This is a genomic window from Simiduia litorea (assembly GCF_042853465.1).
Classification (GTDB): domain Bacteria; phylum Pseudomonadota; class Gammaproteobacteria; order Pseudomonadales; family Cellvibrionaceae; genus Simiduia; species Simiduia litorea.
Window position 1 is genome coordinate 3,225,970 of record NZ_AP031497.1, and the last position, 21,022, is coordinate 3,246,991.

Here is a 21,022-nt window from a genome sequence, read left to right on the forward strand (position 1 = left end):
GGAGCGTCAGCGACGTCCAGCCCGCAGGGCGATTTTGCCTGTGTTTGTTATGCGCCTGGCCCAACAGGAAACCCCTTTGGTTGATTTACAAAGTTACTAACAGGCAGCTTACTGTTTTTACCAGCCCAATATAGTAATCCTGATGGCTCTAGCTGCAATGGTATTGCGCACCGTTTTTGTATAAAGCCCTTACAATAAACCTCGGACGCATGTTCGGGATAAGTGCCAAAGCTAAACCCATAAACTTTTCCATTGATTCTGTATATCCATGAATCAGTTTTCACACTGTTGATCATAGCCACTGAACCCATTTCATGGCTTGCTATCGGAACGCATGGATGTTCGGAGTTATTAATATTACAAACTTCGATAGATGAATCTGTATTGTTGAAAAGCATAATATCAACAACAAATGAGCACCCACTAAGCGTGAGGCTTAAAATAATTAGTGATAAGTGCTTCATTGTTCCTTTACGCATAACGCCGCCAGCACAGGCCGGAGCACGCAGTGCGGAGGTCCAGCCCCGAAGGGGCGATTGTGCCTGGCCTTGTTAAATTTTTAGCGCTCAACAGTAACGCCATTATTTGCTGCCTTTAGTTTTGATATTGCACTCTCGGAAACATTGCTACAAAAAGACAAATCAACGTAATTTAATGACTCGGCCTTAATTAGTGAGGCAATGCCCTTATCTGTAATTTCCGTTGCCCATTCTAGGTCAAGCTCTCTCAAGCCAATTATTTTAGGAATATAGCTTAATCCCTTGTCGGTTATAGCTGAGTTATTCCCATCTGTTTTGATGCACAATATCTCTAGCCCGACAAGTTTAGCCAAATCTAAATCTGTAGCTTGTTCAAGGTATATTTCTTTCATTTCGGTAAAATTTAACGCCCGCCACAAAGGCGAGCAACGATTAGTAGACTTGCACCACTTTCACGGACACTAAGCATTCTTTGTTTGATACGTTTTAGGTGACACATAATTTAAGCTCGAGTGTAGTCGATCCTCGTTGTAAAACTCAACATAATCAACAATTCTAGCCACGCATTCGACCATCGTCCTGAATTTCCAATGATGTGCCAACTCATTTTTTAGTGTCTTAAAAAATGATTCTACGTATGCATTATCTGTTGGCGTGCCGGCGCGACTCATGCTACTGACCATTCCAGCATTCGTAACAATCCGCTGATATGCTTCTGAACAGTATTCAGAACCCTGGTCACTATGGAAGATGCAACCTACCTTTACGCTCTCAGATATTAGCGACATCTTTAATGCGCCGCTAACCAAGTCGGTATCATGATAGCGCGAGAAACCCCAGCCAATAACTTTTCGTGTAAATAGATCCAGAACAGCCGCCATGTACATAGGGCCTTCTCCTGTTTTTAGGTAGGTCATATCCCCAGCCCAATGCTCGCCGAAAGCAATCGCTTTATCTTGTGTCGCCAGTACATTTTCTGCCACCAGGGAGCTGCTACCGCTGGCGCGCCTCTGCCTATATGCATGGTATATCGACTTAATGCCATTAACTTGCATCAAACGATTAATGCGCCTGCGGCTGCACGAATAACCCAAACTCTTTAAATATGGGTGCACACGAACAGCGCCGTAATTACGTTTATGACCGACATGCGTTTCCTTAATTTGGGCAGCCAGAACTTCATCGTACTGAGCGTGATCGCTTGTATCGCGATTCCGCCAGTCATAATAACCGCTTGGTGAAACGTCGAGGTAATCACACATAGCTACAATTTTGTGGCTGTCTCGGTTCTTCTCTATGAACGCGTATCTTTCTTGCGCTGATCCAAGAAGAACCGTTTGGCCTTTTTTAGGATATTTACCTCTTCCTCTTTAGCTGCCAAACGTTTTTCGAGTTCTTTGATGCGTGTTTTAGCCGACTGCAATGCCTGCTGATCTTCTTTGGAGGGTTTAGGTGGTGATTTGACAACCATATACTTATTCTCGGAAAGGCGACCTTCTTTAAATTCTTGTCGCCAACGATACAGCATGACTGGATGAATCCCCAGCGCTTCTGCGACGTCTATCGCCTTAACGTGCTTGCGCTTACTGAGTTTGACTGCATTTATCTTGTAGGCCAAGGTATAGCTGTCGTAGTGACTTTTATTCGTTATTCCCATTGTGAACCCCTTTAGCGGATTAGTAATTTACTGTCCGTTAAAGTGGTGCAGGTCTATAGTTGCGAGTCCAGCCGCAACGCGGCGTTTTGGTGGCGTTTGTTATGCATTCTATTTTTCATAAACTATTTTTGGCGAATTTATTTTCCCATCTATTTTGTGACCAGAAGCTAACGTAACCATTTCCGAGGCTGATATATCACCAGCGACATATCCGGCGACATTGATAGATTGACATTTGATGCTTCCTTCAACGACACCTGTTTTGTAGACAAACACATATCCTGCACCAACACCTGAAAACTCTAAGTCCTGGGCAATCTTTCCTTCTATACAAATACTTCCATCAAATAAAGCCTTATCAGAGGTCAAAATTAGATTTTTAGCAATTAGTGACATTTGCCCAGACTGATGAGCTACTGCTGACCTTCTTTGAATTAAGAAGATTATAATAACGACGGCTATTACCAAACCAGTAACTACAAAATTTCCCATTAACTGTCTACTTTAGTAAGTGTGCATAACGCCCGCAGCACACGCGAGCGTAGCGAGTCGAGGCCGATAGGCCGGTGTGGCTGCGTTTGTTACGTTGGTTGTAATTCATATCTAACACCAGAACCTGGCACAGGCTTTCCATTGCAGAGCTCATATTTCCAATATATGGCGTATATCTTTAGATCTAGCAACTCAGATCTACTTCCATTTAAAAAGTACTTTGCAATGCCATGACTTTTGGTGTAGCTCTCTAAATTAAACGAAAGTACTTCTTTGCCTTCTATCTCTCTGCGCACCAGCAGTATGCCAAGCTCCATATCATTGTAATTTGTAGGTATGCCAAGGTGAATTGTGGATCCTAAATCAACATCATACAATCCACTTTTGTAGTGCTGCTTAGGCATTTCTACAGAGAATGTATTCTCATCATACTCTGTGGTAATCCCACAAGGCGGAGATGAAAAAACATTCAAACTTTGCGCAAAGAGTAGGAATGCCAGTAGTAGTTCTTTTGACATTAATCCCCCGCAACGTAACGCCCAAAGCAGCGGGCGCCGCTTTTTGGCGTCCGCTGCCTTTGCTTGTTATAGCCTACTACTTTTGACAATTGCACTCTCTTGCCACCAATTTTAACTCTTGAATATAATCTTGAGTTGCTTTTTGAAAAATAGGTTCGCTTAAATTTTGAAAGTGCACAGTAAACTCCGTAAGTGCTTTTTTACTCGCTTTCACTTCTTTCTGTCCAATTGATGAAGTATAGAAATCAACCAAAGAATCCAACTCTTTTTCTGTAAAGTGCTGGCCATAGTATTGCCCCCAAACACTTACTATTTCATCAGCACCCCAAGGAGCAGTAACTTTACCCATGTAGTTATTAAATGCTGCCGAAAATCTAGCCTGGAACTCTTCATTTGGGTTTATTTGAGAAAGAAGTTGATCCATCATTTGCTTTCCAACCTTCTCGCTTTGAACCTTACCCATTTCCAATTGACTTTCGAACATAGAGAGAAGTCCCTGAGCCTCCATTAGTTGCCTAATCTTATCTTCCTTGTCTCCTGCCATTGAAAATACAGGAAAAACAGCAAGCAGAATTATTGAGAGTATTTCCTTCATAAACTATTCCTTAGTTTGGGTATGGTGAAGCTATAACGCCGTTGTAACCGGCGAATTGTAGTTGTTTTTAATATGTGCTACTTAAGCACATATTAAAAACAACGGAAATGGAGTCCGTGTTGACAACTTTGTTATGACAATTTAGTAATATAATCATCCCAATTTTTCATTTCCGTCACCGCAGAATCTAGAGCCGAATCTATATTTTCATGTTCAGATTCTTTGTTTTCATTTGGACCTGATGCTCTATGCTCTGCGCTTGACCAGACTTCATAATTTATTTGTTTTCTTATTTCGATAATGACATCTGTTCCGTCCTGGTACAATTTATTTATTTTTATAGGAAGATCATTAACTGAACCAGTTAGAAAATTCCAGCCATCTGGAACGCTTATTCTCACTCTTCGTTTACCGTGTATTCATAACGCCCACAACAAACGCGAGCGGAGCGAGTCGAGGCCGATAGGCCGTTTTGGTTGTGATTGTTATAGGCTTTTTGAAACAATTTTACACTTACCCATTTGACATACAGCCTCTCTATGCAAACAAGTAACCTCACAAATGCGATTATTAGTTTCCGCTTTGCAGTGTCCTGCTTTAAGTTCACTATACTTTGATATGTTTTCTGATGAGATTGCATGCAACTCACAACTACAGCCATTACAAGTTGGCCAGAACACTTCGCATTGATCATCTGAAATACATTCCTGCGCTTCACTCGCGATAACTTCAACAGGATTTACGGTACTGTTGAACAATGTGATTTGCGCGCCGAATACAACCAATGTGATTAGTAACGTGCAAATTCCTGCAATTATCAGATTCTTGTTCATCTAGCCCTATAACGCCCCGCACAGGGGCAGACAAATAAGCGTAGCGTTTTGGCTGTCCCAGCGACCAACGGGAGCGATTGATGCGGTTTGTTATGCATTTATTGATCGCCTCTATCTCTGCAATTATTTAACAAGCCGCCAACAACAAATATTGCCACCGAGAATAGCAAAATACCCCATAGTAATGGAGACTGAAACATAAACCCAACAAACTCTACGGTAAAGTATGCAGCAACTGACTTGCCCGCTACTAAATCCATTACTACGTTTAGTGGAATAACCATTATGAAAATCAAGAAAAAGAACTTTAGGCCAAGCCCCGCACTGAAAGCCATACCGTCTATAATTGACTCTTTCTTCCTGACTTTCGTCATTCTCTATCCAATTGCATAACGCCCGCATTTGGGGCGGCGGAGCGACAGCGTAGCCGTCCCGCCGCACGTCTTTTGTGCGGCGAACAAGATGCGCTTGTTATGCGCACTTGCTACAAATGGTCTCAGATGCTGTTCCATAATTTATTCCTACTGGTCTCCCGCATTTGGCACATCGACCGCTATGCCCATATATTTTGGCACTTTCTTCATTCGTTTGGCGGGGTTCCTCACCTATAGAAAAATGACTTGGGAAGTACCTTTTACCCAATATTATTGCAGGAAGGGCTGCCCACATCCCGAATCTATCACCAATATAGAATGACCAACCAGAAGTAACGATTAGTACGACAGCCAGCACCCATATCCATGCATCGCCCAATCTGCTCTTTCTCCAGAACGCGCTGATTTCGTGAGTCAATATATCTAACTTAATTTTTAGTTTAGTAATCATTTTTTGGTAGGCGCATAACGCCGCTATAAAAGGCGCGCGTTAGCGCGTCCAGTGGAGGCCGATTTTTGGCCGGAACGATTTTTGATAGCCTTGTTATGCTTTTACTTTGCTACCGTGGCAACTGGCCGAACGGTAGCCATATTAATTATAAACTGCTGCAATTCACTAGATGCTGGGTCAATGCCATATGTATGACAAAGAATAGCTAAAGTTTTTGCCAGCTCAGTTCTAAACCGCTGAATAGACATAAACATTTTTTGCTGGCCTCGGCGGTCTAGAGTGTCGTATGCCCATAGGTTATCCAATTCAGCTGCCATTACTTTAATAAGGCGTGCCAATATTTTCCGTACCTCTGTATCACTTGTGGTTGAGCGGATATCTTCGGTTCTTAATTTTATTTCTTCGATGCTTTTTATAACAGCGTGCTTTATTTCTTGATCAAATTGAGCGAATAGAACTCGTCGAGTTTCAAGGAAGGTGATGAATTGCTCTACATTAGCCTTTTCTGGGTTCTTTGCGAGACTCTTAAAAGCGCCACCTACAGCCACTATATCTCCTACTAGAGCGAGTAGACTTGTAAAACTCATTGCTTCGTTCCTTGGGTTGCATAACGCCGCCAACACGGGCGGCCGAAACGTAGTGTAGGCCGTCCAGTGCAATGCGATTTATGCATTGCACGAGAGTGCTTGGCCTTGTTAAAAGTGGTGTTCTACAAAGTATTTTTTCTATTCAGAACCTCAACGAAGGCTTTCTTTGCCGATGCTACGTTATCAAAGTAATCCTCGAAGAAGCCAGGTTTAGTCCACTCTTCGGGGTAACTATACCTCTCTCCATCTTTACCAATCTCGTACTGCCAAAAACTAGGCTCATTTGGATCGATGATTTCAAAGTCAGCAGGCTCATATAAATATGGCTCATCAGTATCGTCAATTATGCGGAACGAATCAGCCTCGATTCCAAGAACAAGATAGTGCTTACCTTGAGTCAGTTTGTTCAGTTGCTTCTTTGGACTCACTTTCATGGTGTACTTTTAACGCCGCGTTAAGCGGACTAAAATTGTGGGTTAAAATGTGAAGCGAAGCGAAACGTAACCCACTGTTTTAGTTCCGTTTAAACGCCTTGTTATGTGTTTGATTTAAAATACTTATTGTACAACCAAGATACACATATTTTCATTAAAGTTATATTAATGGCAAACCCCGCCCCTACAATTAGAATAGTGATAGCATTTCGACCAACACTTCCTAATAAAGCTTTCGCTAAAGTACCAACTTCAACTGCAAACACTGTCCAAGGCATTGCTAACATTAAAAAAAAGAAACTAGGAATGTTGAAGTCGTTACTCAACCCAAAATTTAAATATCTAGCTAAGTGCCAAAATAAATTGTACAAAGTTGGAATACTAAATGAAATTAGAAAAATATACTTAGTCTTCACTGAGGCTCCAATGACACATAACGCCGTACTAAACCGCGCGCGCAGTATGCGCGTCGGTTTAAGTGCCTTGTTAGCTTACCCTCAGCAATTTAATTCCAGCGCTCTATTTCTACGCCAACTAATGAGACCAATAACTATACAAGCGCCGATAAATATAAGAGCAAACCACTCAATAGTGCCTTTGCGCATATAGACAGATATAAGCAGAAAAATAAATGGAGAAGCTATAAGCAACCATATAAGCGGTGCTAATGGAGACAATTTTTTAGCCCCACCAAGACCATATATGCGTTTTGCCTTTGCATTCATTTGATGAAGTTCTTCCGCTTCAACTTTACAGCGATCGGAGCAGGCTACAGCATGCCCAAGGTCAATTGTACAGCCATGACAGATCGCTTTGCCGCAGGCCTTGCAGACAGCAACAGCACATTCTTCGCTATGTGTAAAACAATTCATGCTCAATTTTCCATTTAAGCTAACGCCGCAAGCAGGGGTGCGCGTTAGCGCGTCCCGGCCGAAGGCCCCTGCTGCCTTGCTTTGTTAAGTGTTTACTCTCTGAATGCACTGACATCTTTGACAATTGCCTTGAGATTCTTAAGTTTCTTGGGGTGGTTGGAAGCCCACATAACCTCCGAGCCATCCCCTAATTCTTCATAAATTGGAAGTAGATCAATTATGCCGAGATACTCCCATTGGACGAGAACGCCAGTTTCTCCGCCTTTATATGGTTCTGCGTGATCGATTCCAATTTTCTCTATTTTTGTGAAAGCTTCTTCAAGAGTAAGAGCTTTAACAATAACCGTATTTTCCCATGTTGCGAACCGTGCTTCAGGATCATCATTTTGTTTATCTTCAATTTCGATGAATCTAGATAGGTATGTTCCAATGTACCAGCCGACTGGCGAGATATTCTTATCCATGATGACACTTAACGCCGGTGGCAAGGGCGAGCGTTTAGCGAGTCCAGCAGCGATAGCTGCGCTCTTGGCCACCCTTGTTAAAGTTGCGATCTGCCGCGCCAACAACAGGGTACGTTGTGGAGCGCAAGCGAAACCGTAACCATTAATTTTACCCGCAAGAATGCCACACTTGAAGGCGTTACGGAACTAGCTAGCGATACTGGAAAGGTCTCTTACTTGGGGCGGCACTTTCCTTGATACCGATAGACTTCAATACAGCACTTACTTTTTAAACGGTACGAACCCGACAACAAAATCGCAGAGCACATTAACGCCGTACTAAACCGCGCGCGCAGTATGCGCGTCGGTTTAAGTGCCTTGTTAGCTTACCCTCAGCAATTTAATTCCAGCGCTCTATTTCTACGCCAACTAATGAGACCAATAACTATACAAGCGCCGATAAATATAAGAGCAAACCACTCAATAGTGCCTTTGCGCATATAGACAGATATAAGCAGAAAAATAAATGGAGAAGCTATAAGCAACCATATAAGCGGTGCTAATGGAGACAATTTTTTAGCCCCACCAAGACCATATATGCGTTTTGCCTTTGCATTCATTTGATGAAGTTCTTCCGCTTCAACTTTACAGCGATCGGAGCAGGCTACAGCATGCCCAAGGTCAATTGTACAGCCATGACAGATCGCTTTGCCGCAGGCCTTGCAGACAGCAACAGCACATTCTTCGCTATGTGTAAAACAATTCATGCTCAATTTTCCATTTAAGCTAACAGTTTTATTCTGCAGCGGCCGCTTGCTTTCACAGCATGATTAGGCATGACATGGAACTTCATAAGCCACTAACAATATTGGATTTTTTTACGACAAGCACCGACGTACCAGCGAAACCATTTAACACATGCCAAGTTTTGGCAGCATATATTTCATAGAATTGCTTTCACTTGTCACCGTATCTTATTGATTTTTCGTATTTTTACCACATTTCCGGTATATGTAGCCAGAGAAAAGTTAAGCCTATGCTGCTGAAAAATCGGTTTCCAGTAGAATTCTTCGCGAACAAAATACACTGTATATAAATACAGATAAGTCATATTCGGAGAATTAACATGGGCGCGATGGACGCGATGGACGCGATGGACGATATTCCAGTTTGCGTTGCTGAAAAGCCTATTAAATTTATAGACCAGCTAAGGCATTTTATTCGTTATCACAACCTTGCATACACAACTGAAAAAAACCTACATCCAATGGGCAATACGGTTTATTCGATTTCACAAAAACAAGCACCATAAAGACATAAATAACGCTGAATAGAAGCGTTTCTTAGTCACTTGGCGGTGACCAATGTGCCAGTGATAGGGTCAGGCCGTACATTTGACATCTTGTGATTTGTAAGCCCCAGTACTCACTCAAAGTATTCTATAAACGAAATTCACGTTTGATTCAAAACACTAAAAGATCAAGGATTTTTGTATTCGCGAATCAATGAACCGGTGAGACTTTCAGATTCGATGATTGATTTTAGGCGGTCACTGACAAAAACTCTTGATATGAATCCAATCACTTTATAAATCGATTCGTCATCAGACGCCCTATTCAGATAGGCGTGTTCACATTGCCCAAAATTGCCATCACTATAAATCTTAAATTTTGAACGGCTTTTGTCCATTAAATCCAAAACATTGATAACATTCAGAATATATCGAGTTTCACCACCAATGAACACTGGCAAGTACTCAACACGACTAGCCGTGTGCATTTTTAAAGTTTGATAGGCTCTCTCAGAGATCACAATGGAACCGTCGAATTTAACAAAATCTGCGTCTTTACCTGCGTGATCAGTCAGATCAACCTCAAGCCAAATAAGCTGTAGGGGCTTCCAGGTCGCCATTTTTGACTCGCCGGCCCACCTCAGGCAGTTATGCTGAAGCAAGGTCTCACCGTCTGGCAAGGTCAACTCTTTAAACCCTTCCGGTATAACACTCAATAAAAAAGCAGTCATTATGCGTACACCTCTGCACCGGGCCGATAACGGTTAACCGGGTAACGGCCTGCCTGTAACTCTTCAGCAATATCAATCAATATGCGTTTCACTTCGTCTTTATCCGCGTTATTTTCATATGCTGTGACAATTTTTAGATTAACGTTGGCATAGTATGCTTTGGTATGAATGTTACCATGCGTATATGTCCCTTTCATTGCACCCTTTGCTTTTGAGGTTTCATCCTTAGGCAAAAAAACTCCATTACAAGGATCATCGATATCGATTCCGAGCACCATTAATATTTCTGCCGCTGGCATTACTCGCTTATCACATTTTGCAACGATGTGATGGGCATCGTAACTATATTTTTGATCAGGCAGGCCTTTGCTCTTAACTAACGCAGCTCTTAACCGTGCATCCCACTTAGGTCTAGAGCCAGCTCTTTTACGAACATTTGATTTGATTATTTTATCGACAGCCGCGAAAGGCGTGCCGTTGGAAATAGCTTGTTCAGCAAAGATCAAATCCTGAGATTTTCCCTGCTGGTAACAGATTACAGCCTGCCTCACGATCTCTTAATCATCAATAATGCTTGAAAGCTCATCGTATAGATAATCGGCATTATCAGATATAGACGCATAGAGCGACTCAAACGACATAGGAAAATCCCTTTATCAGAACTCAGAGTGGCAGCCAGCAATATTGTTGTGGCTAGCTGAGTAACTACTCCATAAAACGGTCATTCTATAAAACCGAATACTAGCATGCCACCAAATAGCCGTTGAGAAGATACCAATTCATTCGATAGCATTAAAATCAAGATACGATCAAAGGATTGGGTGCCAGCAAAAAAATGGCGAAACCTAGCACTCAACGCCCAAGGAGATTAACCCACTACCCATCTAACCCGCGAAAAACACCAGCCGGTAAACTATTTACAGCTGCCGATAAGCCTCGCCCAATGCCGACATGGCTGCACGCAATTGTGCATCGGTAAGATAAGGTGCGGGGCCGAAGCGTAGGCTGTCGCCGCGGGCGTCGGTATAGACGCCTAGGGCATGTAAAATCTCACTGAGCTTGGCCGCTTGCGGCGTGTGCAACACTAAAAAACCTGCACGATCACTCAAGGCCAGCGAATGATCCAACGAAATATCATCGGGTAAGTTGAGTGCGTCAAAACGGGTGGCTAGCACAGCGATTTGATGCTGGCTAATAGTGCGCAATAATTCAGGCGTCAGCCCCTGCTGTTGGAAAAATTCAAACACCGCCGCGGCGCGGTAGTGGCTGGTGGGGTCGTAGGTGGAGCCGGCGAAACGCGCGGCGCCTTCACCATAGTGAACAAGATTACCTGGCTGTTCATGTAACAAAGAAAATTCTGCATACCAACCGGTGTTCACCGGCCTAAGCGTGCAACCCGGTGGCACACGGAGAAAACAATTGCCCTCGCCGAGCTGACAATATTTATAACCACCGCCCACGAGGTAGGCATTGGCTAAACCGAGCGTTGGTAAATCGATAGGCAAAACATTCAGCGAGTGGTACATATCCACCAGCAATTCGGCGCCCTGCTTTTCACAGGCCTGCACAATGGGTGCAAAATCAGAAAAGATATAACCCGAATTAAAAAACACGTGGGATAACATCACTGCTGAGGTTCGACTATCCACTTCGCGCGCAATACGTTCGCCTAAGGTTGTGTGCGGCTTTTGTTCTACCACCACCAATTCAATATCAACTTCTGCCATGCGGTTTAACTGCCGGCGCAAGGTGTGAAATTCGCTGTCGGTGGTTACGATTTTTGGTTTTTTGGCTAAGTCTAAGGCCGACAAAAAGCGCAGCACTAACTCGTGGGTATTTTGCCCCAGCGCAATATCGGCACTTTCATCGCCAAGTAAACGGGCAAAGCCCTCTTTCACTAGGTCGGCCTGATGGCCAGCCTTTGCCCATTTGTCATCCACATGCTGGGCGGCATCTAACCAGGCCTGCTTTTGCGCCGAAAAACTGCAATCTGGCCAAGCTTGGTGCGAGTGCCCCGTGAGCAATAGCCGCTCGCCCACGCGAAATTGTTGGTAATGTTTGGCCAAGGGATTAGAAGATAAAGCGAGATCTTTAATAGTCAGCGTCATAAAGGAAAGCCCCCTCCCATTCTTTGATTATCGAGGCGTCACCGGACCGTCTGTAGGGGCGGACCATCCCGCTTTTAATTTGCAGTCCATGCTCTTCGCCTTTCCTGTTAACAGTTAACTGTCAACTGTTAACTGTCGACTTGCCGCCTGCAGCTTGCGGCTGGTAGCCTGCAACCCTATTTATAAACGATAGCGGATATTCCACAGGTCGGGATAAAGTGGCGCAAACAGCGTGGAGCGTAAATACTCGGCACCGCTAGAACCGCCGGTGCCCGGCTTCATACCGATGGTGCGCTCCACCATTTTCACATGCCGGTAGCGCCACTCCTGCAAACCTTCGTCGATATCAACCAGCGCCTCCATAATTTCAGACAGCAAGGGCTCGGTTTGATAAATCATGATTAACAGGTCTTGTAATTGCGGGTCCGATTTTATCGGCTCTGATACATCGCGCTTCATCACATCTAAGGGCACGGCGAAACCACGGCGCGATAAAAAGGCCAGGAAGGCATCCCATAAACTCGGCGCTTTTAAGCGTTTGGTTAAGCCAATAAAGGCTTTGCTGCCTTCCGGGTAAGGCTTCATTTTGGCCGGATTTTTTACCCCCAATAAAAATTCCAGTTCACGGAACTGAAAAGATTGGAAGCCGGAGGCGGTATCGAGAAATTCACGAAACGAAGAAAACTCAAGCGGTGATAGCGTTTCTAAGATATCTACCTGCTGCACGAGGGTTTTAAAGATAGTGCGAATACGTTTTAGCGTGTGCAAGCAGCGAAATTTTTCATCTTCGGCAAATAACATTGTCAGGTGATCAATTTCATGGAGCAATTGCTTAAACCAAAGTTCATAGGCTTGATGGATAGTGATAAACAGCAACTCATCGTGCTCCGGGCCATTGGGGCCCTTAGACAGAGGCTGCTGCAAGCTAATCAGTTCATCTACCTTTAAATAGTCACCGTAAGATAACGCCATATCCGTCTCGCTTATCAATCAAATTAGAAAAAGCTGCTGGTGTGCTGCAGCGGGAATTTAGAAATATTGGGCACCTTCACGCCTTCGGCTGGGTAGCCAACCACTAACAGAATGTAGGGTCGCTCGTCGTCTGGACGCTTGAGAATGCTGTTGAGAAATTTCATCGGACTTGGCGTATGGGTTAAGGTGGCAAGGCCGGCCATATGTAGGGCACTAATCAACATCCCCGTGGCAATACCGACAGATTCACTGGTGTAATAATTTTTATGTTTGCCGCCATCGTCACCCGGATTGAATTTCTGTAAAAAGATACCGATCAAACAGGGCGCAGTCTCAAGAAACGGTTTGTCGGCATCGGTACCCAAGGGCGCTAAATCGGCCAGCCACGCCTCGCTGGCACGGCGCTGGTAAAACTCGCGCTCCTCGGCTTCCGCCGCTAGGCGAATTTGCCGCTTCACCGTGGCATCGGTCACCACGGCGAAGTGCCAAGGCTGCTTATTGGCGCCGCTGGGCGCGGTACCTGCCGCTTGCAAGGCACTGTGGATGACGGCCATCGGCACTGGCTCAGAAGAAAATTCACGCACGCTGCGCCGAGTACGCATCCTCTGATAGAATGCGTCTGCTTGTTGGCACATAGTGCTCTCGGGCAGGCGCTGATACTGCAAGGGAATAAACGCGTCTTCCGCCATGCTGGCTCCTAAAATTATTATTGGCATCGTTTCACAGAACGTGCGTCTTTTTATGACGATCTTGCTGCTAAGGCTTTGGCCAAGCAGCCTTGTAACGTAGATCAGAATGGGTTGTTTCGAATGTTTTCGAAGCGCGCGGCATCTAATCGCCGGCAAACTCACCTGAACGCTTGCAAGATAAGGTTACACATGAAACCATTATGCACCTCTGTTGGCAACCTCAATAAGGCTGCTTTTCCACATGACGACACAAAAAAGTGATTCCAACCAGCTACAGCTGGCTGATTTTCTACCCTACAAGCTCTCTATTTTGGCTAACCGTATCAGTTATGCCATTGCCGAGGCCTATTCGAGCCGCTTCCACCTGACAATTCCAGCGTGGCGCGTTATGGCGGTGCTGGGTTTAGAGGATAATTTAACCGCGGCGGATTTGGTAAGCCGCACCGCCATGGATAAAGTCGCGATCAGCCGCGCCGTGGCAAGTTTGCTCGATATGGCCTGCATTCATCGCGAACTGGATGAAGAAGACCGGCGCCGCTCGCTGCTCACACTGACGGAAAAGGGTCGGGATATTTACCAGCGCATCATTCCGTTGGCGCGCCGCTATGAACAAGATTTACTCAGCCAGTTGAGCGAAGAAGATCAGCAGGCTCTGAAAAGTATTACCAACAAATTAATGAAACGCGTCAATCAATGGGAGAAGCAAAACGTGAATCCCGCCAGTCTTCAGGAGACCCAAGATGTTTGAAGGTTTAACCGCGCTACCCGCCGACCCAATCTTAGGCTTGTCTGCGGCATACAAGGCCGACACTAACCCCAACAAAGTCGACCTAGGCGTGGGCGTATATAAAGACGAACAAGGCAACACGCCGGTATTGCGCGCCGTTAAGCAAGCTGAGCAAGCCTACTTCAACACCGAGAACACCAAGGTCTATATCGGCCCACCGGGGTCGGCCGCTGCCAATACCCTATTGCAGAACCTCATTTTTGGTGCCGACCACGCCGCGGTCACGGCCAATCGCGTGCGCACCATTCAAACCCCAGGCGGCTGTGGCTCGCTGCGCGATGCCGCTGAACTGATTAAAAAAGCCAACCCAACTGCCACCGTTTGGGTATCAGACCCAACGTGGGCCAACCATATTCCCCTGCTCGGTAATGCCGGCCTCGCCATTAAAACCTACCCCTATTACGACCACGCCAGCAAGAGCGTCAATTTCGACGCCATGGTGGATACCTTGTCGAAAGTAGGGAAAGGCGACTTAGTATTGCTGCACGGCTGCTGCCACAACCCTTGCGGTGCCGACCTCAACCAAGCTCAGTGGCAAGCGGTGGCACAACTCGCGTTAAAGAATGGTTTTACGCCCTTTATCGACATGGCCTACCAAGGCTTCGGCCAAGGTTTAGATCAGGATGCCTACGGCGTGCGCTTAATGGCCGACACAGTGCCAGAGTTAATTGTCTCTAGCTCCTGTTCAAAAAATTTCGGCTTATACCGCGAACGCGCCGGCGCCTTATCCATCATGTACGCCTCCGCTGCTGATGCCGACAAAGGTCAAAGTAATTTGTTCAGCGTGGTACGCGGCATGTATTCGATGCCACCCAACCACGGCAGCGCTATCGTCGAGACTATTTTAGGCAGCGAAACACTGACCGCCGAATGGCATAAAGAACTGGCAGAAATGCGCGATCGTATTAAGGCGTTGCGCGCACTGTTAAATAAAAAGCTGATAGAAAAAGGCGCGCCTGGCGATTTCAGTTTTATCGAACAGCAATCGGGTATGTTTTCCTTCTTAGGTATCAACAAGGCCCAAGTGCAAAGTTTGGTGCAGGACTACAGCATCTACTTAGTGGACTCCAGCCGCATAAACATCGCCGGCATTAGCCTCGCTAATGTAGACTACTTGGCCGAGTCCATAGTGGCTGTATTAAAAAAGTAAGGACACTGCATGAAACCTTGGAGCCCCGATAGCTGGCGCGAATTTCCGATTCGCCAGCAACCCACCTATCCAGACTCGGCCGCACTGCTAGCGGCCGAAGCACAGCTGGCAAAAATGCCACCGTTGGTGTTTGCACAAGAAGCCAGAGATTTGCGCGAACAATTGGGTCGCGCTTGTGACGGTAAAGCATTTTTGCTGCAGGGCGGCGACTGTGCCGAAAGCTTTGCGGATTTTTCCGCCACCAGCATTCGCGACACCTTTAAAGTGTTGCTACAGATGGCAGTGGTTCTCACCTACTCCGGCCGCAAGCCGGTGATAAAAGTAGCGCGCATGGCCGGGCAATTTGCCAAACCGCGCTCGGCCGATACCGAAACCCTCAACGGTGTCACCCTGCCGGCCTATCGCGGCGATATCATTAACCAGTTAGATTTTACCGAAAGCGCGCGCCTGCCCGACCCACAGCGCATGCTGCAGGCCTACCATCAATCCACCGCCACATTAAATTTGGTGCGCGCCTTTGCCACCGGCGGCTTGGCCGACTTACATAAAGTCAACCAGTGGAATTTAGATTTCGCTGAGGCCAGCCCGCTGCGCGATCGCTATTTGGATATTGCCGAGCGCATTCAAGACGCACTGGCCTTTATGGCCGTGTGCGGTGTGGATTCCAATAACACACCGCCCTTACACGCAACCCATTTGTACACCTCGCATGAGGCTTTGCTGTTAAATTATGAGCAAGCCTTAACGCGCAAAGATAGCCTCACCGGCGACTGGTATAACTGTTCAGCACACATGCTTTGGATTGGCGAACGCACCCGTAAACTCGACGAGGCACACATCGAGTTTTTCCGTGGCATTCACAACCCCATCGGCGTGAAAGTTGGCCCGAGCATGAATGAGGACGAGCTCATACAGTTAATCGATGCGCTCAACCCCGACAACCAAGCCGGCCGCTTAACCTTAATTACCCGCATGGGCGCTAACACCCTGGGCGATAAATTGCCGCGCTTAGCCCGCCGGGTAAAAGCGGAAGGCCGAAAAGTAGTTTGGTCTTCAGACCCCATGCACGGCAATACGGTAAAAGCCAGTAGCGGTTATAAAACCCGCTCTTTCGATGATATTCTCACTGAGATCAATCAGTTCTTCGCCGCACTGCGCGCCGAAGGCCAAGAACCTGGCGGTATTCATTTAGAAATGACTGGCCAACACGTGACCGAGTGCACCGGCGGCGCCTACAAAATAAGTGACGACGATCTCGCCAATTGTTACCGTACCCAATGCGATCCGCGTCTTAATGGCGATCAAGTATTGGAAATGGCCTTTTGCATCGCCGAGCGATTGCGCGTATAGCAAGAAGCCGCTGGCGCATTGTAATAGGCCACTAGCGTATAGAAACAGACCACTAGCGTATAGAAACAGACCGCTAAAGGTCGCGAGATAGAAGACTGCGAATAAAACCACGAAAGCCCGGCAAACCATCGGTTTCCGGGCTTTTTTTAGACAATGGTACAGCCGCTTTTAGTGCCTCTGCTCAAGTTGCATTCATCAATACCATGACAATGAAAACAAAAATTAGCCTTGCAGCGGCATTAGTGTGCAGCTTTCTAGCCAGCTGGGCTTTCTGGTTGGAACCTGCGTCTATTCGCATCGTAGAGCACGAACTAACTCCCAACCAATGGCCAAGTAATTGTGATGGTTTACGTCTCGCCGTGCTCGCCGATTTACATGTGGGCTCTCCGTTTAACGGCCTGGACAAGCTACAACAAATTGTCGAGTTAACGAATCAAGCCCATCCCGATCTGATTTTGTTGGCCGGCGACTATGTCATTCAGGGTGTGCTTGGCGGTTCCTTTGTCGCGCCGGAAGACGCCGCTCAGCTACTCGCGAAGTTGACAGCAAGCGCCGGCGTTTACGCGGTGCTAGGCAATCACGACTGGTGGTTAGACCCAACTCGCGTGGCAGCGGCTGTGGAAACTAAGGGCATTAGGTTATTGGAGGATGCCAACCAACTTATTCACACAACTATCAACTCAGCAGAAAACGACACGCCCTCTCAATGCCAATTTAATCTCGTTGGCATCAGCGACTATTGGGAGGGTGCGCACGACATCGACAAGGCATTGATCGGTATCGACACCACACAGCCGACCCTTGCATTCACCCATAACCCGGATATATTCCCGTTGATACACGAACAGGTAACACTCACCATCGCTGGCCACACTCACGGTGGGCAGGTGTATCTGCCTTTTATTGGCCGGCCCATTGTGCCATCGGCCTACGGTGAAACCTACGCTATTGGCACTGTTGCAGAACAAGGTACACTAACCACCAAACAGCTATTTGTTAGCCCCGGTATTGGCACCAGCATTTTACCCGTGCGTTTTTTAGTGCCGCCAGAAATCTCTGTATTAACGCTACTGAGTTCAGCACCTGATACTCCTTAAAACTCCAAGAGAATTGATTGTGAAAAAATGCATTATCTTACTGTCCGGCTTAATACTATCGGCCTGCGTAAAACTGGAAATTAAACCTGAGCATGTGGTGAGCGACAGCGTAGAAGCGGGGAAAGACCTGTACCAACTCATCAAGCATAAAAAAGATGGCACAGAAGAAAGAAAGTATTCGCATTCGATGATGCTCGAGCCAGGTCAATCGGAGCAACAAGCCGGACAAACCTGCTTACATTATGTAGAGGCCATGGCAACCGCGGCCTCGAAGAAGAGAATTTCGATTAAACAGCAAGAAACTAAAACCCTAAAAACCGAACAAGGCTTGTCACTTTCTTGCAGCTTGCACGCAACCATTAAGCCGCGCTAATACGTATTTGTTCAACGTCAAACCAATATGAATGACTAACTCACCGCATTGCCAGTTGCTATTCAAAGGCAACTGACAAGGGTGCGAAAAACAAATTAGTGTGCTTTAGCGAAGCGCAGGTTGAAGGTCACCGGCACTTGTGCAGCGATAGAATTTAATTTGGCGATTTCCTGTAGCGCCTGCACGCCTTGAATCAATTCAAAATCGGCCAGCGCTAAGATGACAGGCTTGACCGATGACACCTGAAGCTGCCCCTGCGCTAAGGCGACAACACTAACGGTGACTTCAAGGGTTTTCTCTTTGCCATGTAGCTGCACTAAACAAGGCAACACCAAAGACATAGACTCGCCCACTTTCAAGCCATTTACTGTCGCCATATCGACCTTGGTACTGATGCTCGCCGTGGCAAAATTAGCCGTATCAAACAACATCGTTTGCATCCGCTCATTGCGAATGGGGATGTGCGTTTCGATACTGGCGAGGTCGATGAGGACAGATACCTGCCCCTTGGCATCGACGCTACCGTTTAGCTTGGTAAATTGATGAACTTCCGCGATAGCCGCATTTTTTACCGATACCAACTGTAACTGGGATTGAGCAGGCGCTAAGCTCCAATCAGCCAAACAGTTAACGCTGACACCCATCGCCAACACACACAACGCATTAATAATCCATTTCATAACAGGCCTCCTGACCGATAAGACAAACCATGGAACGTTAGTAGCTAAGTGTTATACCACTGACTCATTCGAGGCGTTAAGTCTTTTCGCTTGAATAAAACGACCGTGCTAAACCCAACGCTTGAAAATGAGCGAGGTATTAATGCCCCCAAAGGCAAAGTTGTTCGACATCACATACTCACATTCTTTCTGGCGCGCCTTAGCTTGGATGTAATCTAAGGCTGCACATTCCGGATCTGGATTGTCCAAATTTTGGGTGTGATGAAACCAGTTTTCGTTCATTTGCTGAATAGCCGCCCAGGCTTCTATGCCGCCACAGGCACCAAGGGTATGACCAGTAAAACTTTTCATGGAACTGATGGGCACTTGATCGCCGAACACACGGAAAGTCGCATGAGATTCAGCCACATCGCCGCGATCAGTGGCTGTACCGTGGGCGGAAATATAGCCAATATCTTGTGGCTTTAAGCCGGCGTTATCCAGCGCTAAGCGCATGGCGATTTCCATGGTTTCCGAATTCGGTTGGGTCACATGGGTGCCATCGGAATTGGTGCCAAAGCCCACCACTTCCGCGTAAATTTTTGCACCCCGCGCTTGCGCAGACGCTAGGTCTTCTAAAATTAATGTGCCGGCGCCCTCGCCGATCACAAGACCGTCGCGGTCGCGATCGAACGGCCGAGGCGACAAATGCGGTGTTGCATTTTTCACGCTGGTGGCAAACAACGTATCGAATACAGCTGCTTGGGTTGCGCACAATTCTTCAGCACCGCCTGCAACCATATAGCGCTGCTGGCCCGAGCGAACGGCTTCAAAGGCGTAACCAATACCTTGGCTACCCGAGGTGCAGGCACTGGAGGTGGTGTAAACGCGGCCCTTCAAGCCAAAATGCACGCCGACATTAACCGGCGCCGTGTGCGCCATCATTTTAATATAAGAATTTGCGTTCAAACCGCCGGTGTCTTTTTCGATCAGCATGCGACCAAAATCCACAAAGGCGTTAGTGCTGCCCGATGACGAACCATAGGCCACACCCATGGCGCCGGTTTTAATATCTGGGTCGTCCAGCAAACCCGCTTGCGTCAAAGCAAGCTCGGTAGCGTAGGTGGCCATTACCGCGATGCGACCCATGCTGCGCAAGGTTTTTCGATTGTAGTGCCCAGGTGTTTCAAAATTAGCAGGGCCGCCTAAGCGCGTATTGAGACCTTGGTATTGATCCCAATCCTGCATGTAGCGAATACCAGTATTACCTGCGCGCAAATTTTCACTCACACTTTCCCAGCTATCGCCGATAGGCGTAATGGCCTGCAAACCTGTTACAACTACGCGTTTCATTAACACAATCCACCATTTACAGAAATGACTTGGCGGGTAATATAGCCCGCGTCTTCAGACATCAAAAATGCCACCGCTGCCGCTACTTCTTGCACCTGACCTAGGCGCTGGGCGGGAATCATTTTTAGCGCCTGCTCGGCTAATTCCTCGCTGACCATTTCGGTTTCAATGAGACCTGGCGCTACGCAATTTACCGTTATTTTTCGCTTTGCTAGCTCTAACGCCAACGCTTTCGTTGCGCCAATCAAACCCGCTTTCGCCGCCGAGTAATTGACTTGACCGCGGTTGCCCATCACACCCGATACCGATGACATAACCACAATACGGCCGGCTTTACGTCGACGTACCAAAGGCATAGAAAGAGGCTGCAAAACATTGTAAAAGCCATCGAGGTTGGTGTGGATGACACTGTCCCAATCGTCTCCGCTCATCGCCGGGAAAGCAGTATCTCGCGTGATGCCGGCATTACACACCACACCATAGTAAGTACCGTGCTGCTCAATATCCGCGAGCAACACCGTGCGCGCCTGTTCGCGATTGGCAATATCAAATTGAATGATGCGCACATTGCGCCCCAGAGCTTCGATGTTTTGTTGCACTTGCTGAGCCGCGTCGATACCTGACCGACAATGCAAAACAATATCAAAGCCATCTCTTGCCAAGCGCTCTGCAATGGCGGCGCCAATGCCGCGGCTGGAGCCAGTGACTAAAATTGTATCTGTCATTT

Annotated in this window: 29 protein-coding genes; 6 read left to right on the forward strand and 23 right to left on the reverse strand. The window is 46.7% G+C overall.

The window, feature by feature from the left end:
* Positions 1–47 precede the first annotated feature (47 nt).
* The 15 genes from ACGHTT_RS14205 to ACGHTT_RS14275 form a co-directional block, all read right to left on the reverse strand.
* Positions 48–479 carry a hypothetical protein gene (locus ACGHTT_RS14205; RefSeq protein WP_390591473.1) on the reverse strand — a complete coding sequence of 144 codons (432 nt, stop codon included), beginning with the start codon at positions 477–479 and terminating at the stop codon, positions 48–50.
* Between the two features lie 80 nt (positions 480–559).
* Positions 560–871 carry a hypothetical protein gene (locus tag ACGHTT_RS14210; protein WP_390591474.1) on the reverse strand — a complete coding sequence of 104 codons (312 nt, stop codon included), beginning with the start codon at positions 869–871 and terminating at the stop codon, positions 560–562.
* A 69-nt stretch (positions 872–940) separates the two neighbouring features.
* Entirely contained in the window at positions 941–1,777 is an 837-nt protein-coding gene (locus ACGHTT_RS14215) for an IS3 family transposase (RefSeq protein ID WP_390594989.1), read from the reverse strand.
* Positions 1,774–2,136 (reverse strand): transposase, encoded by a 363-nt coding sequence (locus ACGHTT_RS14220; protein WP_390590745.1) that lies wholly within the window; start codon positions 2,134–2,136, stop codon positions 1,774–1,776. Before ACGHTT_RS14220 ends, ACGHTT_RS14215 begins: the two co-directional genes overlap by 4 nt.
* 108 nt (positions 2,137–2,244) lie before the next feature.
* Complete coding sequence (locus ACGHTT_RS14225) at positions 2,245–2,628, reverse strand: polymer-forming cytoskeletal protein (protein WP_390591476.1); 384 nt, start codon at positions 2,626–2,628, stop codon at positions 2,245–2,247.
* Positions 2,629–2,717: 89 nt separating this feature from the next.
* Positions 2,718–3,146, reverse strand: a complete 429-nt coding sequence (locus ACGHTT_RS14230) for a hypothetical protein (RefSeq protein WP_390591477.1) — start codon at positions 3,144–3,146, stop codon at positions 2,718–2,720.
* 76 nt (positions 3,147–3,222) lie between these two features.
* Positions 3,223–3,741, reverse strand: a complete 519-nt coding sequence (locus tag ACGHTT_RS14235; RefSeq protein ID WP_390591478.1) for a DUF2059 domain-containing protein — start codon at positions 3,739–3,741, stop codon at positions 3,223–3,225.
* A gap of 131 nt (positions 3,742–3,872) precedes the next feature.
* A complete protein-coding gene (locus ACGHTT_RS14240) occupies positions 3,873–4,142 on the reverse strand; it encodes a hypothetical protein (RefSeq protein WP_390591479.1) in 270 nt (89 codons plus the stop codon).
* A gap of 530 nt (positions 4,143–4,672) precedes the next feature.
* Complete coding sequence (locus tag ACGHTT_RS14245) at positions 4,673–4,948, reverse strand: hypothetical protein (RefSeq protein ID WP_390591480.1); 276 nt, start codon at positions 4,946–4,948, stop codon at positions 4,673–4,675.
* A gap of 552 nt (positions 4,949–5,500) precedes the next feature.
* Positions 5,501–5,986, reverse strand: coding sequence for a hypothetical protein (locus ACGHTT_RS14250; protein WP_390591481.1), 486 nt, complete (start codon positions 5,984–5,986; stop codon positions 5,501–5,503).
* Between the two features lie 122 nt (positions 5,987–6,108).
* Entirely contained in the window at positions 6,109–6,420 is a 312-nt protein-coding gene (locus ACGHTT_RS14255; protein ID WP_390591482.1) for a hypothetical protein, read from the reverse strand.
* A 101-nt stretch (positions 6,421–6,521) separates the two neighbouring features.
* Entirely contained in the window at positions 6,522–6,836 is a 315-nt protein-coding gene (locus ACGHTT_RS14260) for a hypothetical protein (protein WP_390591484.1), read from the reverse strand.
* 81 nt (positions 6,837–6,917) lie between these two features.
* A complete protein-coding gene (locus ACGHTT_RS14265; RefSeq protein WP_390591485.1) occupies positions 6,918–7,292 on the reverse strand; it encodes a hypothetical protein in 375 nt (124 codons plus the stop codon).
* Positions 7,293–7,384: 92 nt separating this feature from the next.
* Complete coding sequence (locus ACGHTT_RS14270; RefSeq protein ID WP_390591486.1) at positions 7,385–7,756, reverse strand: DUF4288 domain-containing protein; 372 nt, start codon at positions 7,754–7,756, stop codon at positions 7,385–7,387.
* Between the two features lie 371 nt (positions 7,757–8,127).
* Complete coding sequence (locus tag ACGHTT_RS14275) at positions 8,128–8,502, reverse strand: hypothetical protein (protein ID WP_390591485.1); 375 nt, start codon at positions 8,500–8,502, stop codon at positions 8,128–8,130.
* Positions 8,503–8,861: 359 nt separating this feature from the next.
* Here ACGHTT_RS14275 and ACGHTT_RS14280 point away from each other — a divergent pair, with 359 nt between their 5' ends.
* Entirely contained in the window at positions 8,862–9,047 is a 186-nt protein-coding gene (locus tag ACGHTT_RS14280) for a hypothetical protein (RefSeq protein WP_390591487.1), read from the forward strand.
* 167 nt (positions 9,048–9,214) lie between these two features.
* Here ACGHTT_RS14280 and ACGHTT_RS14285 read toward each other — a convergent pair whose 3' ends face one another.
* The 5 genes from ACGHTT_RS14285 to ACGHTT_RS14305 all read right to left on the reverse strand — a co-directional run bounded on the left by ACGHTT_RS14285 (position 9,215) and on the right by ACGHTT_RS14305 (position 13,526).
* Positions 9,215–9,757, reverse strand: a complete 543-nt coding sequence (locus ACGHTT_RS14285; RefSeq protein WP_390591490.1) for an imm11 family protein — start codon at positions 9,755–9,757, stop codon at positions 9,215–9,217.
* The gene (locus tag ACGHTT_RS14290) at positions 9,757–10,263 is read right to left on the reverse strand and encodes an AHH domain-containing protein (RefSeq protein ID WP_390591491.1); all 507 of its coding nucleotides are present in this window, start codon (positions 10,261–10,263) and stop codon (positions 9,757–9,759) included. Before ACGHTT_RS14290 ends, ACGHTT_RS14285 begins: the two co-directional genes overlap by 1 nt.
* 411 nt (positions 10,264–10,674) lie before the next feature.
* Entirely contained in the window at positions 10,675–11,865 is a 1,191-nt protein-coding gene (locus ACGHTT_RS14295; RefSeq protein ID WP_390591492.1) for an aminotransferase class V-fold PLP-dependent enzyme, read from the reverse strand.
* Positions 11,866–12,045: 180 nt separating this feature from the next.
* The gene (locus ACGHTT_RS14300) at positions 12,046–12,837 is read right to left on the reverse strand and encodes a tryptophan 2,3-dioxygenase (RefSeq protein WP_390591493.1); all 792 of its coding nucleotides are present in this window, start codon (positions 12,835–12,837) and stop codon (positions 12,046–12,048) included.
* A gap of 23 nt (positions 12,838–12,860) precedes the next feature.
* The gene (locus ACGHTT_RS14305) at positions 12,861–13,526 is read right to left on the reverse strand and encodes a nitroreductase family protein (protein ID WP_390591495.1); all 666 of its coding nucleotides are present in this window, start codon (positions 13,524–13,526) and stop codon (positions 12,861–12,863) included.
* A gap of 241 nt (positions 13,527–13,767) precedes the next feature.
* Here ACGHTT_RS14305 and ACGHTT_RS14310 point away from each other — a divergent pair, with 241 nt between their 5' ends.
* The 5 genes from ACGHTT_RS14310 (at position 13,768) to ACGHTT_RS14330 (ending at position 18,283) form a co-directional block, all read left to right on the forward strand.
* Positions 13,768–14,274 carry a MarR family winged helix-turn-helix transcriptional regulator gene (locus tag ACGHTT_RS14310; protein ID WP_290265313.1) on the forward strand — a complete coding sequence of 169 codons (507 nt, stop codon included), beginning with the start codon at positions 13,768–13,770 and terminating at the stop codon, positions 14,272–14,274.
* A complete protein-coding gene (locus ACGHTT_RS14315; RefSeq protein WP_390591496.1) occupies positions 14,267–15,463 on the forward strand; it encodes an aromatic amino acid transaminase in 1,197 nt (398 codons plus the stop codon). The genes ACGHTT_RS14310 and ACGHTT_RS14315 overlap by 8 nt, the downstream gene beginning before the upstream one ends.
* A gap of 9 nt (positions 15,464–15,472) precedes the next feature.
* Positions 15,473–16,813 (forward strand): class II 3-deoxy-7-phosphoheptulonate synthase, encoded by a 1,341-nt coding sequence (locus ACGHTT_RS14320; protein ID WP_390591497.1) that lies wholly within the window; start codon positions 15,473–15,475, stop codon positions 16,811–16,813.
* Between the two features lie 209 nt (positions 16,814–17,022).
* Positions 17,023–17,910 carry a metallophosphoesterase gene (locus tag ACGHTT_RS14325; protein WP_390591499.1) on the forward strand — a complete coding sequence of 296 codons (888 nt, stop codon included), beginning with the start codon at positions 17,023–17,025 and terminating at the stop codon, positions 17,908–17,910.
* Between the two features lie 19 nt (positions 17,911–17,929).
* Entirely contained in the window at positions 17,930–18,283 is a 354-nt protein-coding gene (locus ACGHTT_RS14330; RefSeq protein ID WP_390591500.1) for a hypothetical protein, read from the forward strand.
* Positions 18,284–18,378: 95 nt separating this feature from the next.
* On the opposite strand, the gene ACGHTT_RS14335 is transcribed toward ACGHTT_RS14330, so the two are convergent.
* From ACGHTT_RS14335 to fabG, 3 genes are all read right to left on the reverse strand, one after another.
* Complete coding sequence (locus ACGHTT_RS14335; protein WP_390591502.1) at positions 18,379–18,963, reverse strand: YceI family protein; 585 nt, start codon at positions 18,961–18,963, stop codon at positions 18,379–18,381.
* Between the two features lie 108 nt (positions 18,964–19,071).
* A complete protein-coding gene (locus ACGHTT_RS14340; protein ID WP_390591503.1) occupies positions 19,072–20,295 on the reverse strand; it encodes a beta-ketoacyl-ACP synthase in 1,224 nt (407 codons plus the stop codon).
* Positions 20,295–21,020, reverse strand: coding sequence for a 3-oxoacyl-ACP reductase FabG (gene fabG / locus ACGHTT_RS14345; protein WP_390591505.1), 726 nt, complete (start codon positions 21,018–21,020; stop codon positions 20,295–20,297). Before fabG ends, ACGHTT_RS14340 begins: the two co-directional genes overlap by 1 nt.
* Between the last annotated feature and the right edge of the window lie 2 nt (positions 21,021–21,022).

Excerpts from the sequence above, each read along its gene's own strand:
- ACGHTT_RS14245 (WP_390591480.1), bottom strand. The coding sequence starts at position 4,948 with ATGACGAAAGTCAGGAAGAAAGAGTCAATTATAGACGGTATGGCTTTC.
- ACGHTT_RS14300 (WP_390591493.1), bottom strand. The coding sequence starts at position 12,837 with ATGGCGTTATCTTACGGTGACTATTTAAAGGTAGATGAACTGATTAGC.
- ACGHTT_RS14225 (WP_390591476.1), bottom strand. The coding sequence starts at position 2,628 with ATGGGAAATTTTGTAGTTACTGGTTTGGTAATAGCCGTCGTTATTATA.
- ACGHTT_RS14250 (WP_390591481.1), bottom strand. The coding sequence starts at position 5,986 with ATGAGTTTTACAAGTCTACTCGCTCTAGTAGGAGATATAGTGGCTGTA.
- ACGHTT_RS14265 (WP_390591485.1), bottom strand. The coding sequence starts at position 7,292 with ATGAATTGTTTTACACATAGCGAAGAATGTGCTGTTGCTGTCTGCAAG.
- fabG (WP_390591505.1), bottom strand. The coding sequence starts at position 21,020 with ATGACAGATACAATTTTAGTCACTGGCTCCAGCCGCGGCATTGGCGCC.
- ACGHTT_RS14275 (WP_390591485.1), bottom strand. The coding sequence starts at position 8,502 with ATGAATTGTTTTACACATAGCGAAGAATGTGCTGTTGCTGTCTGCAAG.
- ACGHTT_RS14285 (WP_390591490.1), bottom strand. The coding sequence starts at position 9,757 with ATGACTGCTTTTTTATTGAGTGTTATACCGGAAGGGTTTAAAGAGTTG.
- ACGHTT_RS14255 (WP_390591482.1), bottom strand. The coding sequence starts at position 6,420 with ATGAAAGTGAGTCCAAAGAAGCAACTGAACAAACTGACTCAAGGTAAG.
- ACGHTT_RS14230 (WP_390591477.1), bottom strand. The coding sequence starts at position 3,146 with ATGTCAAAAGAACTACTACTGGCATTCCTACTCTTTGCGCAAAGTTTG.
- ACGHTT_RS14305 (WP_390591495.1), bottom strand. The coding sequence starts at position 13,526 with ATGGCGGAAGACGCGTTTATTCCCTTGCAGTATCAGCGCCTGCCCGAG.
- ACGHTT_RS14315 (WP_390591496.1), top strand. The coding sequence starts at position 14,267 with ATGTTTGAAGGTTTAACCGCGCTACCCGCCGACCCAATCTTAGGCTTG.
- ACGHTT_RS14235 (WP_390591478.1), bottom strand. The coding sequence starts at position 3,741 with ATGAAGGAAATACTCTCAATAATTCTGCTTGCTGTTTTTCCTGTATTT.
- ACGHTT_RS14280 (WP_390591487.1), top strand. The coding sequence starts at position 8,862 with ATGGGCGCGATGGACGCGATGGACGCGATGGACGATATTCCAGTTTGC.
- ACGHTT_RS14320 (WP_390591497.1), top strand. The coding sequence starts at position 15,473 with ATGAAACCTTGGAGCCCCGATAGCTGGCGCGAATTTCCGATTCGCCAG.
- ACGHTT_RS14270 (WP_390591486.1), bottom strand. The coding sequence starts at position 7,756 with ATGGATAAGAATATCTCGCCAGTCGGCTGGTACATTGGAACATACCTA.
- ACGHTT_RS14325 (WP_390591499.1), top strand. The coding sequence starts at position 17,023 with ATGAAAACAAAAATTAGCCTTGCAGCGGCATTAGTGTGCAGCTTTCTA.
- ACGHTT_RS14295 (WP_390591492.1), bottom strand. The coding sequence starts at position 11,865 with ATGACGCTGACTATTAAAGATCTCGCTTTATCTTCTAATCCCTTGGCC.
- ACGHTT_RS14310 (WP_290265313.1), top strand. The coding sequence starts at position 13,768 with ATGACGACACAAAAAAGTGATTCCAACCAGCTACAGCTGGCTGATTTT.
- ACGHTT_RS14220 (WP_390590745.1), bottom strand. The coding sequence starts at position 2,136 with ATGGGAATAACGAATAAAAGTCACTACGACAGCTATACCTTGGCCTAC.
- ACGHTT_RS14210 (WP_390591474.1), bottom strand. The coding sequence starts at position 871 with ATGAAAGAAATATACCTTGAACAAGCTACAGATTTAGATTTGGCTAAA.
- ACGHTT_RS14335 (WP_390591502.1), bottom strand. The coding sequence starts at position 18,963 with ATGAAATGGATTATTAATGCGTTGTGTGTGTTGGCGATGGGTGTCAGC.
- ACGHTT_RS14340 (WP_390591503.1), bottom strand. The coding sequence starts at position 20,295 with ATGAAACGCGTAGTTGTAACAGGTTTGCAGGCCATTACGCCTATCGGC.
- ACGHTT_RS14205 (WP_390591473.1), bottom strand. The coding sequence starts at position 479 with ATGCGTAAAGGAACAATGAAGCACTTATCACTAATTATTTTAAGCCTC.